This window comes from Devosia sp. Soil_C_22, assembly GCF_057657195.1.
On the sequence record NZ_JBDGIY010000001.1, the window covers coordinates 3,368,803 to 3,381,990 of the forward strand.

The 13,188-nt window shown below is 66.8% G+C and carries 10 protein-coding genes (1 of these 10 only partly in view); 2 read left to right on the forward strand and 8 right to left on the reverse strand.

Annotated elements, in window-relative coordinates; genetic code table 11:
- Positions 1–572: the end of a M23 family metallopeptidase gene (locus AC3A6I_RS16305; protein WP_487544804.1), read on the forward strand. 1,393 nt of this gene lie to the left of the window's left edge; the window shows 572 of its 1,965 coding nt (coding positions 1,394–1,965); its start codon lies off the left edge, out of view; the stop codon is at positions 570–572.
- Here the strand turns inward: AC3A6I_RS16305 and AC3A6I_RS16310 are convergent, their stop codons facing one another.
- Together AC3A6I_RS16310 and AC3A6I_RS16315 are read right to left on the reverse strand one after the other, a co-directional pair.
- Positions 573–2,072, reverse strand: coding sequence for an MFS transporter (locus tag AC3A6I_RS16310; protein ID WP_487544805.1), 1,500 nt, complete (start codon positions 2,070–2,072; stop codon positions 573–575). It lies immediately after the preceding gene.
- Between the two features lie 35 nt (positions 2,073–2,107).
- Positions 2,108–2,452 (reverse strand): VOC family protein, encoded by a 345-nt coding sequence (locus AC3A6I_RS16315; RefSeq protein WP_487544806.1) that lies wholly within the window; start codon positions 2,450–2,452, stop codon positions 2,108–2,110.
- Between the two features lie 88 nt (positions 2,453–2,540).
- Here AC3A6I_RS16315 and AC3A6I_RS16320 point away from each other — a divergent pair, with 88 nt between their 5' ends.
- Positions 2,541–2,879: a TfoX/Sxy family protein gene (locus tag AC3A6I_RS16320; RefSeq protein WP_487544807.1), complete on the forward strand. Its 339-nt coding sequence runs from the start codon at positions 2,541–2,543 to the stop codon at positions 2,877–2,879.
- Between the two features lie 376 nt (positions 2,880–3,255).
- Here the strand turns inward: AC3A6I_RS16320 and clpB are convergent, their stop codons facing one another.
- The 6 genes from clpB to AC3A6I_RS16350 form a co-directional block, all read right to left on the reverse strand.
- The gene (clpB, locus tag AC3A6I_RS16325) at positions 3,256–5,871 is read right to left on the reverse strand and encodes an ATP-dependent chaperone ClpB (protein ID WP_487544809.1); all 2,616 of its coding nucleotides are present in this window, start codon (positions 5,869–5,871) and stop codon (positions 3,256–3,258) included.
- Positions 5,872–6,297: 426 nt separating this feature from the next.
- Complete coding sequence (locus AC3A6I_RS16330) at positions 6,298–6,978, reverse strand: DUF4167 domain-containing protein (RefSeq protein ID WP_487544810.1); 681 nt, start codon at positions 6,976–6,978, stop codon at positions 6,298–6,300.
- A gap of 313 nt (positions 6,979–7,291) precedes the next feature.
- Positions 7,292–8,122, reverse strand: coding sequence for a peptide chain release factor N(5)-glutamine methyltransferase (gene prmC / locus AC3A6I_RS16335; protein ID WP_487544811.1), 831 nt, complete (start codon positions 8,120–8,122; stop codon positions 7,292–7,294).
- A gap of 29 nt (positions 8,123–8,151) precedes the next feature.
- Positions 8,152–9,228, reverse strand: a complete 1,077-nt coding sequence (gene prfA, locus AC3A6I_RS16340) for a peptide chain release factor 1 (protein WP_487544812.1) — start codon at positions 9,226–9,228, stop codon at positions 8,152–8,154.
- Positions 9,229–9,418: 190 nt separating this feature from the next.
- Positions 9,419–11,686, reverse strand: a complete 2,268-nt coding sequence (ptsP, locus tag AC3A6I_RS16345) for a phosphoenolpyruvate--protein phosphotransferase (RefSeq protein ID WP_487544813.1) — start codon at positions 11,684–11,686, stop codon at positions 9,419–9,421.
- Between the two features lie 65 nt (positions 11,687–11,751).
- The gene (locus tag AC3A6I_RS16350) at positions 11,752–13,023 is read right to left on the reverse strand and encodes an aspartate kinase (RefSeq protein WP_487544814.1); all 1,272 of its coding nucleotides are present in this window, start codon (positions 13,021–13,023) and stop codon (positions 11,752–11,754) included.
- Positions 13,024–13,188: the final 165 nt, after the last annotated feature.

The window sequence follows — 13,188 nt, forward strand, 5'->3', positions numbered from 1 at the left end:
GCTTCCGCACCGATGACGGCACCGTCGACTTCTTCGATCCCGAGGGCGAGACCGGCAAGCGCTTCCTGACTCGCCGGCCGCTGCAGGGCGGCGGTCGCCTCGCCAGCCGCTTCGGCTCGCGCGTGCATCCGATCTTCAAGTCGCGCCGCATGCATACCGGCGTCGACCTCGCCGCACCGCGCAACACCGTGATCTATGCCGCCGGCGATGGCGTGATCGAGCGGGCGCAGTGGGTTTCGGGCTATGGCCGCTATGTCGAGATGAAGCACGTCAACGGCTTCGAGACCGGCTATGGACACATGAACAAGATCGCCGACGGCATCAAGCCCGGCGTTCGCGTGCGCCAGGGCCAGGTGATCGGCTATGTCGGCTCGACCGGCAATTCGACCGGCAACCACCTGCACTTCGAGATCAAGGTCAACGGCCGCTTCGTCGATCCGCTGAGCGTGAAGCTGCCGCGCGACAAGTCGCTGCCGGCCCAGTACGAGGCGAGCTTCCAGCAGACCATCGCCCAGATCCGCGACCTGATGCAGCGCGACGCCGCCCCGATCACCGTCGCCTCGATCGACTGATCACTTCCGCAGCTTGTTCGCCTGGGTGAGCCAGGCGATCGCCGCCGACAGCAACGCCAGCCCGGCGTTGATGTAGGCGATCGCCGCGAATGCAGCGTTGTTGGCGGCGACGCGCGCCGACTCGGCTGTGGCATCGAGCGCCGCTTCGGGCTGCATGCCGAAATAGAGCGGCAGTTCGGCGAAGCCTCCCAGCGCCCGCTCGAACACGAAGGCCGCGACCGCCCCCATCAGCGCGACGGCAAGCAGGCCCGCGACGCGCGCCACCGCGTTGTTGACGCCCGACGCGAGGCCGGTGTCGCGATCCTCGACCGAGGTCATCACCGCGGTCGAGAGCGGCGAGACTACCGCACTCATCCCGAGGCCCATGACGATGATCGGCGGCAGCACGCCGAACCACACGCTGCGCAGCGGTGCGAGCAGGCCGAGCAGCGCGAAGCCGATGGCGACGACGACGGCGCCGATGGTGATCATCGGTCCCGGCCCGATCCTGTCGGACAGCTTGCCGGCCGTGGACGAGAGCAGCGTCAGCGCGATGCCGAAGGGCAGGAAGGCGATCGAGACCTCGGCGGCGCTGGCGCCCCAGCCGCCGATCATGGTCATCGGCAGGAAGAAGGTGACGGCCGAGAGCGCGAAATAGAGCGCGAAGGTCAGCCCCTGCGCACCCGAGAACATGACGTTGCGGAAATGCCCGAGCGGCAGCATTGGCTCGGGCGTGCGCGCCTCCCAGACGAGGAAGGCGGCGAGCGCGACGAGGCCCAGCCCGACATAGATGACGATGTGGCTGGGCATCGGCGCGCCGGTGCCGTCGCCGGTAAAGCCGTAGGCGATGCCGAGCAGCGCTACCGTGATCAGGCCGCCGCCGACAAGATCGAGCCGACGGCCGGACTGGGGCGCATCTGCCGGCACCTTGAGAAGAAGCAGCGCCAGGGCGATGACGCCGAGCGGCAGGTTGATGGCGAACACCAGCCGCCAGCTCCAGTCGCCCAGGCCCGTAAGCACGAACCCGCCGACCACCGGACCCAGAATCGTCGTGGCCGAGGAGAACGAGGACCAGAGCCCGATTGCGGCCCCGCGTTCCTCGCGGGGATAGGCCTTGGCGATGATGGCGAGGCTCCCCGGCACCATCAGCGCCGCGCCGACGCCCTGGATGGCGCGGGCGCCGATCAGCAAGGCCGGATTCGGCCCGATGGCGCAGGCGAGCGAGGCAGCGACGAAGATCGCAATGCCGATGGCAAACACATTCCTCAGCCCGAAGCGGTCGCCCGCCGCACCGCCGATCAGCAGCAGCGAGCTCAGGAACAGCAGGTAGGCGTTCGAGACCCACTGGGCGCCGGCGAGGCTGGCGCCGAGATCGGCACGGATGGCTGGGGTCGCGATCGACAGCACCGAGCCATCGATGAACCCCATCGAGGAAGCGAGAATCGCCGCAACGAGGACAAAGACGCGATTCTCCCGGGGGCAGAAACTTGCTCCGCCCGCCCCCGCCTGGACCTTGTCCATGACCCGCCTCCCTCGCGCCAGCCGTCCGGAAAAGCCTACGCCCTCTCGACCCAGACGGCGAGATCGATTCCGCCGGGAGCGCGAAAGTGAAAGCGCCGCCCGCCCGGGAAATCATAGGCCGGCACCGTGATGACGCCGCCCGCCGCGACCACGTCGCGCTCTGCTTCCTCGAGGTCATCGGCGTGAATCACCGCGAGCGGCGCAGCCGGCCGGCTGTCGCTCGAATCGACGCCGCCATCAATGCCGGCCTGGTCGATGCCGGCATAGTTCGGGCTGTAGGTGGTCGAGCCCCAGCCGAAGGCCCTGGTGAAAAAGCCGATGCTGCCCGGCCCATCCGTGGACGGGAACTCGACATAGTCGATCTGATAGCGCTGGGGCATGCTGGACTCCTGTTATTTGTTCTTGTTATGTTCTATCCCAGCCTGATGGCGGGCACAAGCGCCCTGAACGGCGATATGGGGGAACGGCATGGCGTCGCAGCAGGGGACGGTGGACTATATTCTCGAGCAGATCGCCGAGGCCGGCGACGTGTCCGCGCGGCACATGTTCGGCGAGTACGGAGTGTATTGCGACGGCCGCATCGTCGCGCTGATCTGCAACGACCAGTTCTACCTGAAGCCGACCGATGAGGGGCGGGCCCTGCTCGGTGACGCGGTGGACGAGCAGCCGGCCTATACCGGCGCCAAGCCGAGCTTCCGGATCGCCGGGGACCGGTGGGACGATGCCGAATGGATGGCGGAGATCGTGCGGGTGACGACGGCGGCGCTGCCGCTGCCCATGCCAAAGAAGCCGCGCGGGAGGACGTGATGCGTTCGGTGCGGCTGAGGCAGCGCGAAGTGAAGAGTCGGGGTTGTGGCTTCGATGGTGCCACATCCTCGATTGTCATTCCTGCCCAAGCGATGGAGGGCATGCCTCAAACTCGATCGTCATCCCGGCGAACGCCGGGACCCAGTGCGCGGAGCTAGCCGCGCACTGATGGGGATAAGATCGTTGTTCGGCGCGTGTGGCCACCCCCACCCACGCGATGGGCGGGTCCCCCCTCCCCACAAGGGGGAGGGAGACCTGACTGAGAGATCGGTGCTTGTGGCTCCACCCTCCCCCACCCCCGCGGGGGAGGATCAGGACGGGCCGGTGCGGGCCAGAGGAAAAGGGCCGATCCTTCGGACCGGCCCTTCAACATCACTTACGCCGCCGCTGCGGCCTGCTCGGCCCCACCGGGCCGCACGAACAGCCCGAGATCGCGGGCATCGATCGTTACCGCCTGCCCGTCCACAACGCGGCCGGCGAGGATTTCCTCGGCCAGCTTGTCCTGCACTTCGCGCTGGATGACGCGCTTCAGCGGACGAGCGCCATAGGCCGGGTCATAGCCCTCGTTGGCGAGCCAGTCGCGCGCCGCCGGCGTGAGCTCGAGGGTGATGTCGCGCTCCTTGAGCAGATTGCGCAGGCGGCCGAGCTGGATGTCGACGATGGCGCCCATATGCTGCCGCTCCAGCCGGTGGAAGACAATGATGTCGTCCACGCGGTTGAGGAACTCGGGCCGGAACGAGGCCTTGACCACGTCCAGCACCTTGCCGCGCACCAGCTCGACTGGCTCGCCGTCCTTGAGGTTCACCAGGTACTCCGAACCGAGGTTCGAGGTCATGATGATGAGCGTGTTGCGGAAATCGACCGTCCGCCCCTGCCCGTCCGTCAGCCGCCCGTCGTCGAGCACCTGCAAGAGGACGTTGAAGACGTCCGGATGCGCCTTCTCGATCTCGTCGAACAAGACGACCTGGTAGGGCCGGCGGCGCACCGCCTCGGTCAGCACCCCGCCCTCGTCGTAGCCGACATAGCCCGGAGGGGCGCCGATCAGGCGGGCGACCGAGTGCTTCTCCATGAACTCGCTCATGTCGAGCCGGACCATGGCGTGCTCGTCATCGAACAGGAACTGCGCGAGGCTCTTGGTCAGCTCGGTCTTGCCGACGCCGGTTGGCCCGAGGAACATGAACGAGCCGATCGGCCGGTTCGGATCCTGCAGGCCCGCCCGGGCCCGACGCACGGCCCGCGCCACCGCTTCCACCGCTTCGGCCTGGCCGATGACGCGCTTGCCCAGCTCGGTTTCCATGGCGAGCAGCTTCTCGCGCTCGCCTTCGAGCATGCGATCGACCGGGATGCCAGTCCAGCGGCTCACCACCTGCGCGATATGCGTGGGCTGCACCACTTCCTCGACCATCGGATTGTCGGGCTTGCCGTCGCCGTTCGGGTCCTCGGTCGCCTTGATGCGGCGCTCGAGGTCGGGGATCACGCCATAGGCGAGCTCACCGGCCCGGGCGAGATTGCCCTGGCGCTGCGCCAGCTCGAGATCGGTGCGGGCCTTGTCGAGCTCTTCCTTGAGCTTCTGGCCGCCCTGCATGCGCTCCTTCTCGGCCTGCCAGCGCGTGGTCAGCGCATTGGCCTTTTCCTCGACGTCGGCGAGTTCCTGCTCGAGCCGGCCGAGCCGGGTCTTCGAGCCCTCGTCCGATTCCTTCTTCAGGGCCTCGCGCTCGATCTTGAGCTGCATGATGCGGCGATCGAGCTCGTCGAGTTCCTCGGGCTTGCTTTCAGCGGCCATGCGCAGGCGCGCCGCCGCCTCGTCGACGAGGTCGATGGCCTTGTCGGGCAGGAACCGGTCGGCGATGTAGCGGTTCGAGAGCGTCGAGGCCGCCACCAGCGCCGAATCCGAGATGCGGATGCCGTGGTGCAGCTCGTACTTCTCCTTGAGGCCGCGCAGGATCGAGATCGTGTCCTCGACCGTGGGCTCACTGACGAATACCGGCTGGAAGCGACGGGCCAAAGCCGCGTCCTTCTCGACATGCTTGCGATATTCGTCGAGCGTCGTCGCGCCCACGCAGTGGAGCTCACCGCGGGCAAGGGCCGGCTTCAGCAGGTTGCTCGCATCCATGGCGCCATCGGTCTTGCCGGCGCCGACCAGCGTGTGCATCTCGTCGATGAACAGGATGATCTTGCCCTCGGCCGAGCTGATCTCGTTGAGCACGGCCTTGAGCCGCTCCTCGAACTCGCCACGGTACTTCGCGCCGGCGATCAGCGCGCCCATGTCGAGCGACAGCAGCGACTTGTTCTTGAGGCTCTCCGGCACGTCGCCGTTGACGATGCGGATGGCGAGGCCCTCGACGATGGCGGTCTTGCCGACGCCGGGCTCGCCGATCAGCACCGGGTTGTTCTTGGTGCGGCGGCTCAGCACCTGGATGGTGCGGCGGATTTCCTCGTCGCGGCCGATGACCGGATCGATCTTGCCCTCGCGGGCGGCTTCGGTGAGATCGCGCGCGTACTTCTTCAGCGCGTCATAGCTGTTCTCGGCCGAAGCCGAATCGGCGGTGCGGCCCTTGCGGATTTCGTTGATGGCCTCGTTCAGCGCCTGCGGCTTCAGCCCGGCGGAAGCGAGGATCTTGCCGGCATCGGTGTCCTTTTCGACCGTCAGCGCCAGCAGCAGCCGCTCGACCGTAACGAACGAGTCGCCGGCCTTCTGCGCCGCGCTCTCGGCCGTGTCGAACACACGCGCGAGCTCGCGGCTGAGATACAGCTGCCCGGCATCGCCGGACACCTTGGGAATGCGATTGAGGCCCGCCTCGGTCTCGGCGCGCGCGATCTTGGCGTCGCCGCCGGCCTTGGTGATCAGCCCTGCGGCCATCCCTTCATCGTCGTCGAGCAGCACCTTGAGCAGGTGCAGCGGGGCGAACTGCTGATGGCCCTGGCCGAGCGCCAGCTGCTGCGCATTCTGGATGAAGCCGCGCGCGCGCTCGGTGTATTTTTCTATGTTCATTCAACTCTCCTCTCATGCACGCCGGACCGCCCGATAAGGCACGGATCCGACGCCTGAAGCGTTGATTTGGCTCAAGCGGAACCGCTCGAACCCAATCCAGCCGGAGGCCCGCTCGGCGGCGCTCTCCGGTCAACTCGGCTGATATGGGAAGGGGTTCGGAAAAGATAAAGGCCCCGATCACTTCGAGCACTGCAATTTGCGCCAGCGCTTCGCACCCCTCACCGGTGCTACGCGCCACCTTCTCCCCAACGGGAGAAGAATACCGAGAGAGCGGTGGCCACCACTATTCCTCTCCCCGTCGGGGAGAGGGTGGATCGGCCCCGGCGAAGGCCGGCGACGAGACGGGTGAGGGGGGCGCGCTCGAAAAGACAAAAGGCCGGGAGCATTCCCGGCCTTCGATATTGTTGGATGCAGCGCCGAAGCGCCCTACTCGGCCGGGGTGTTGTTGCCCGCGGTGAGGAAGGCCGGCAGCTCGCCGACGTCGGGTTGCGGCGCACCCGCAGGATCGGACCCGCCTTCGCCGCCGCCCTGCCCGCGCGAACGGCGGCGTGGCCGGCGGTCGCGGCGGCGCGGGGCATCGCCCTCGCCCTGCTGCGCCTCGCCACCCTCGGCACCGGCCGTGGCTTCGACGGCGACATTGCCGTCGGCATCGCCGGCTTCACCCTGCGGCGCCTCGCCCTGCGGCTGGCTGGGCTGGTGCTGCTGCGGCTGTCCGCCATTCTGCTGCGGCTGCTGGTTGTTGAACTGGCGCGGCTCGGGCGAGGCGAAGCGATCGTTGATCGGGGCGAAATCGTCGTCGAAATCGTCCTCCTCGGTCGCGACTTCGCCGCGGAACTGGGCCTGCTGCGCCTGCTGGGCCGCCGAAATGATGCGGAAATAATGCTCGGCGTGCTGGAGATAGTTCTCGGCCATCACGCTGTCGCCGCTCGACTGCGCGTCGCGGGCGAGCTGAAGGTATTTCTCGGCGATATGGGCCGCGTTGCCGCGCACCTTCACATCGGGCCCGTTGCTCTCATAGTTCCGGCTCAACGGGTTGCCGTGCTTGCGGCCACCATTATTGTTCCGGCCGCGGGAGCGGTTCTTGTTGTTCTGCTGGTTAGGTCTCATCGTCTCTTTTCAAGCCTTGGAAAAGAATACTTGGGCAACATCGGGCCAATCGGACTCCGTGGGCCGCGGGCGCAAACGGCGCGAGCGGTCTTTGTCTTCACGGTGCCTGAGCTATCGCAGGTTGAACCACTTGTGGCCCATCAAGGCGCCCCGGTTCCTCGTCCGAGTGTCGATCCTGCCAATTGCAGTTTCGCCGATGAGCGGGTGTGGCGGTCTCCCGGGCGCGATCTACTCGCACCGCTGACAGCACGGCGAGCCTAGCTGGTTCGTCCCCGTATTCCAAGCACAAAATATGGGCGCTCCCGCCGCAGACTCAAGTGTCCAGTGTAATTCTTGCAAGAATGACACGGTCGCGGCCGCTGAGGTCTTGGCTGATCTCGAGCTGCTGGAAGCCCGCCCCGACGAGGATGTCGCTCACCGACTGGCCCTGGCCCGCGCCGATTTCGAGCAGCAGCACGCCATCGGGCTTGAGGAACAGCGGCGCCTCCGCAGCAATGGCGCGATAGGCCGCGAGCCCGTCGGCGCCGCCATCGAGCGCGAGGCGCGGGTCGTGCTCGCGCACCTCGACCATCAGCGTCTCGATCTCGGCGCTCTCGATATAGGGCGGGTTCGAGGTGATGAGATCGAAGCGCGCGCCCGGCTCGAGCGGATCAAACCATGAGCCCTGCAGCGCGGTGAAGCGCGTGCCGACACCGTGACGGTTGGCATTGAAGCGCGCCATCTCCAGCGCCTCGGGGGCGAGGTCGACAGCGACCGCGGTAATGTCGGAATACTCGGTGAGGATCGAGATCGGGATACAGCCGGTGCCGGTGCCGAGGTCGAGGATGCGCGCCTTGTCCAGCCGGCCGACGATCTCGAGCGCCTTTTCCACCAGCAGCTCGGTCTCGGGTCGCGGTACCAGCGTGGCCGCATTGAGCTTGAAGCTCAGGCCCCAGAACTCCTTCTCGCCCAGGATGCGAAACACCGGCTCGCCCTCGAGCCGGCGCCTTGCGTGGGCCTCGAAGCTCTTGACCTGCTCGGGCGTCAGCTCGTCGCGCTCGCGATTGACCAGCTCGAGCCGATCCATGGCGAAGGCCGCCTCGGCGAGCAGGCGCGCGTCGAGCTCGGCCGTATCGATCCCGGCCCGGCGGAACAGGTCGCGCACTCCCCTCCATGCGGCACCCACGGTGATGGTCAGCTAACCCCCTCCATGGCCGCCAGCTGGGCGGCCTGGTGTTCGGTGATCAGGGCCGAAACCAGTTCGTCGAGCGCATCGCCCGCGATCACCCGATCCAGCTTGTAGAGCGTAAGGTTGATCCGATGATCGGTTACGCGGCCCTGAGGGAAGTTATACGTGCGGATACGCTCCGACCTGTCACCGGACCCCACCTGCTCCTTGCGGGCTTCCGAGCGGGCCGTGTCGCGCGCGTCGCGCTGTGCCTCGTAGAGCCGCGCCTGCAGCACCTTCATGGCGGTAGCGCGATTCTGGTGTTGGCTTTTCTGGCTGGCGGTGACGACGATGCCGGTGGGCAGGTGCGTGATGCGCACCGCCGAATCGGTCGTGTTGACGTGCTGGCCACCGGCGCCGGACGAGCGCATGGTATCGATGCGGATGTCGCCGGGGGCGATCTCGATATCGATGTCCTCGACCTCGGGCAGCACCGCGACAGTCGCGGCGGAGGTGTGGATGCGCCCCTGCGTTTCGGTCGTCGGCACGCGTTGCACGCGATGGACGCCCGACTCGTATTTCATCCGGGCATAGACGCCCTTGCCGGTGATATTGGCGACCACTTCCTTGTAGCCGCCCATTTCGCCCGGACTTTCCTCCATCAGCGTGAATTTCCAGCCCTGGAGGTCGGCATAGCGCTGGTACATGCGCAGCAGGTCGCCCGCGAACAAAGCGGCCTCGTCGCCGCCGGTGCCGGCGCGCACTTCGAGGATGACGCTCTTGTCGTCCGCGGCATCCTTGGGCAGCAGCAGGATCTGGATCTCGGAAACGGCCTGCTCGATCCGAGGCTTCAGCTCGCCGATCTCGGCACTGGCCATCTCGGCCATTTCCTTGTCGCCCGAGGCCAAGAGCTCCTCAGCCGATTCGAGGTCGTCGAGCAGCTTCCGATACGCCTGGATCGGCCGGACGATGGGCTCTAGCTCGGCATATTCCTTACTGAGGCGCACGAACTCTTCCGCCGCCGGTCCGGCCGACATCGCCGCCTCGATGTAGTCGAAGCGCTTGGTGAGCGCGTCCAGTTTGTCCTGGGGGAGAGTTGCCATCAGCGTGCGCTATGTCCGTATGGGAGCGTGGTCAAGGCCCCCTCGCCCGCCGCTACGCGGCGACCTCTCCCCCAGAGGGAGAGGTGGAGCTGTGGCTCGATCATGCCCCGTCTCACCTCTCCCTTGGGGGGAGAGGTCGGCGCGAAGCGCCGGGTGAGGGGGCCTTTGGTGGCGTGCGACATGTCAGAAATCAGATCACCAGCCCCTGCCGCCCGGCCCAGTCGAGCAGCAGCTCGCGGATGGAGGGGCCGTGTGCGCCCTCGAGCAGGGCGGCGGAGACCGAGTTGCGGATGGGGCCGAGTTCGGCGCCGAGGATCATTTCCTTGATCGGGCCGACCGAGGGCGGGCTCATCGACAGCCGGGTCATGCCGATTGCCAGCAGCGCCAGGGCCTCGATGGTGCGGCCGGCGAGCTCGCCGCACATGGTAAGCGGCACGTTGTAGCGCCTGGCCATGTCGACGATGTGCTTGAGCGCGCGCAGGCGCGGCAGCGCGATCGGGTCGTAGGACTTGGCGACACGCGGATTGCCGCGGTCGGCGGCCGTGAGGAACATCACGAGGTCGTTGGAGCCGATCGAGACGAAATCGGCCTCCGGCAGCACCTGGTCGAGCTCCCACAACAGCGACGGCACCTCGATCATGGCGCCGAGTTCGACCTTGGAGGGCACCGGCTGGCCGGCATGGGCCATGCGCTCGAGCTCCTTGTTGACCACCAGCCGCGTCTGCCGGAACTCCCAGGCATCGGTGACCATGGGCACGAGAATCTTCATCGGCCCGCCATTGGCGGCCTGCAGCAGGGCGCGGATCTGGATGCGCAGCAGGCCCTGCCGGTCGAGGGCGAGGCGGAGCGAGCGGAACCCCATGGCGGGGTTCTCCTCGGCCTCGTAGCGGAGATAGGGAATGACCTTGTCCCCGCCGATATCGAGCAGGCGGAAGACGATAGGCTTCCCCTCCGTCAGCCGGATCGCTTCGGAATAGAGCTCGACCTGCTCCCTGAGCCGGGGCAGGCGCGACGCGATCATGAACTGCAGTTCGGTGCGGAACAGCCCGACGCCGGCCGCGCCGGTGTCCTGCAGCATGTAGAGGTCCTGCACCAGGCCCGAGTTATGGTAGAGCGTGATGTCGACGCCGTCGCGGGTGACGGCCGGCTTGTCCTTGAGCTCGAGATAATGCGCGCGGCGCTTGGCGCCCAGCCGCACCTTGTCGACATAGACCTGGATCATGTCCGGGCTGGGTCGGAGATAGACCGAGCCGGCCGGGCCATCGACGATGATGTCGTCACCCGATTCCGACATGGCGACGATATTCTCGGCCTGCCCGACGGCGACCAGCCCGAGCGACTTGGCGACGATCGCCACGTGCGAGATCGCCGCGCCCTCTTCCAGCACCACGGCCCGCACCTTGGTGCGGTCATATTCGAGCAGCTCGGCCGGACCCATGTTGCGGGCGACGAGGATGGCGTTCTCGGGCAGTTCCTTGCTGCCATCGCCGGTGCCGTTGCCGGTCAGCATGCGCAGCAGCCGGTTGGCGAGATCATCGAGGTCGTGCAGGCGATCCTTGATGTAGGGATCGGTCGACCGCATCATCCGGGCACGGGTATCGTTCTGCACCCGCTCGACCGCCGCCTCGGCGGTCAGGCCGTTATTGATCGCCTCCTCGAGCCGCGCCACCCAGCCGCGATCGTTGGCGAACATGCGGTAGCTCTCGAGGATCTCGCGATGATCCGAAAAGCTCTGCATGTCGCCGACGCTGAGCATCTTGTCGATCGACAGCCGCATCTGGTCGAGCGCCGCGGCCAGCCGGTTGAGCTCGACCTCGGTATCCTCGGCGACGAAGTTGGTGACGACGACGCGCGGGTCGTGCAGCACGACCTTGCCCAGCGCCACGCCATCGGAAAAGCCGGTGCCCAGGAACTGGCGCGGCCGGCGCAGGTCGATGTCCTGGCCCGGCTTGATCAACGCATCGAAATCGGCCGTCGACATCATCTCGGCGAGCAGCGTCGCCGTGGTGAGCATGGCCTCGATCTCGTCCTCGCCATAGGCATGCGCGTCGCGGTTCTGCACCACGAGTACGCCCAGCGTCTGGCCGGCGCGCAGTACCGGCACGCCGAGGAAGGCGAGGAAGGCCTCTTCGCCGGTCTCCGGGCGGTAGGCGTAGGAGGGGTGGATGGAGGCGTTGTCGAGGCTCAGCGGCTCGGCCTGCTTTGCGATCAGGCCGACCAGGCCCTCGCCCAGCCGCAACGTCGTCGAGTGCACGGCCTCGGGCCGGAACCCACGGTTGGCGAACAGCTCGAGCGCACCGTCGTCGCGCAGCACATAGAACGAGCAGACGTCCGCGTGCATGTTCGACGCAATGAGTTCGACGATCTTGTCGAGCCGGGCCTGCGAAGCCAGCGGCTCCGCCATGGTTTCACGCAGCTGCTTCAGCAGCACCCGCGGCCCGCTGATGGCTGTGGCCATGATTCCCCTGGCGGTCCCGCGCCGCCGCCTTGTGGCCCAAGGCGCCGCCGCGGATCGGAGGCGTCTCAGGCGTCCTGTTTATCCAGCCCGTAATACGTATGGAGCGCCCGAACCGCAAGCTCCGCATATTCATCGTCGATCAGCACCGAGGTCTTGATCTCCGATGTGGTGATCAGCTGGATGTTGATCGACTTGTCGGCCAGGGCCTTGAACATCGAGGCCGCAACGCCCGCATGGTTGCGCATGCCGACGCCCACCACCGACACCTTGGCGCCGCCCTTGGCGCTGTTGATGGTGCGGTATTCGAACCGCCCGGCTTTGCTGGCGGCTTCCAGCGCCTTGATCGCCTTGTCGTGCTCGGCATCGGGCACGGTGAAGGTGATGTCGGTGGTCGCGCCATCTTCGGAAATGTTCTGGACGATCATGTCGACGACGATGGATTCGTCGGCGAGCGAGCCGAAGATGGCGGCGGCGACGCCGGGGCGGTCCTTGACGTCGCGCAGCGTGATCTTGGATTCGGCGCGCGCCAGGGTGACGCCCGAAACGATCTGCTTTTCCATGATCTCTTCCTCATCGCATACAAGCGTGCCGGGAACACCCGGGGTGCCATCGGGCGCCACCTGCGGCGCATTGGGGTCGTCGAAGCTGGAGCGGACAGTGAGCCGCACCTTGTGCGCCATCGCCATCTCGACCGAGCGGATCATCAGCACCTTGGCGCCGAGCGAGGCCATTTCCAGCATCTCTTCGAAGCTGATCTTGGTCAGCCGCTGCGCCTTGGGCACGATGCGCGGGTCGGTGGTGTAGACGCCATCGACATCGGTGTAGATATCGCAGCGATCGGCCTTCACCGCCGCGGCAACGGCCACCGCCGACGTGTCTGAGCCGCCACGGCCCAGCGTCGTCACCCGGCCCGACGGCGCTACGCCCTGGAAGCCGGTGATGACCGGCACCACGCCCTCGGCGAAGCGCTTTTCGAGTTCCGTCGGGTCGATTTCGACGATGCGGGCAGCGCCATGCGAGTCGTCGGTCTTGATCGGCACCTGCCAGCCCTGGAACGAGCGCGACGGGATGCCGAGCTCGCTGAGGACAATGGCCATCAGCCCGGCGGTCACCTGCTCGCCCGAGGCGACTACGGCATCATACTCGCGCGCATCGTGGAGCTTGGAGGCATCGTTGACCCAGCCGACGAGCTCGTTGGTTTTGCCGCTCATGGCCGAGACGACCACGGCGACTTCGTTGCCGGCGTCCACTTCACGCTTCACATGCAGCGCCGCCTGGCGGATGCGCTCGACGGTGGCGACCGAGGTGCCACCGAACTTCACTACGATACGGCCCAAGGCCCCTACCCCGACTTTGCGGCGGAACCCGCCGGTACGCTCAGAATTGGCGCGGGATGTGCCATAAACGGCGGGGGGAGGCAACTGCTGGCGGAAGTCGGAATTCGAAGGTCGGAGGTCGTGTCCGTCGTTCATCGACTTTCGACTTCCGAACTCCGACCTCCG

Excerpts from the sequence above, each read along its gene's own strand:
- AC3A6I_RS16310 (WP_487544805.1), bottom strand. The coding sequence starts at position 2,072 with ATGGACAAGGTCCAGGCGGGGGCGGGCGGAGCAAGTTTCTGCCCCCGG.
- clpB (WP_487544809.1), bottom strand. The coding sequence starts at position 5,871 with ATGAACATAGAAAAATACACCGAGCGCGCGCGCGGCTTCATCCAGAAT.
- ptsP (WP_487544813.1), bottom strand. The coding sequence starts at position 11,686 with ATGGCCACAGCCATCAGCGGGCCGCGGGTGCTGCTGAAGCAGCTGCGT.
- AC3A6I_RS16330 (WP_487544810.1), bottom strand. The coding sequence starts at position 6,978 with ATGAGACCTAACCAGCAGAACAACAAGAACCGCTCCCGCGGCCGGAAC.
- prfA (WP_487544812.1), bottom strand. The coding sequence starts at position 9,228 with ATGGCAACTCTCCCCCAGGACAAACTGGACGCGCTCACCAAGCGCTTC.
- AC3A6I_RS16315 (WP_487544806.1), bottom strand. The coding sequence starts at position 2,452 with ATGCCCCAGCGCTATCAGATCGACTATGTCGAGTTCCCGTCCACGGAT.
- AC3A6I_RS16320 (WP_487544807.1), top strand. The coding sequence starts at position 2,541 with ATGGCGTCGCAGCAGGGGACGGTGGACTATATTCTCGAGCAGATCGCC.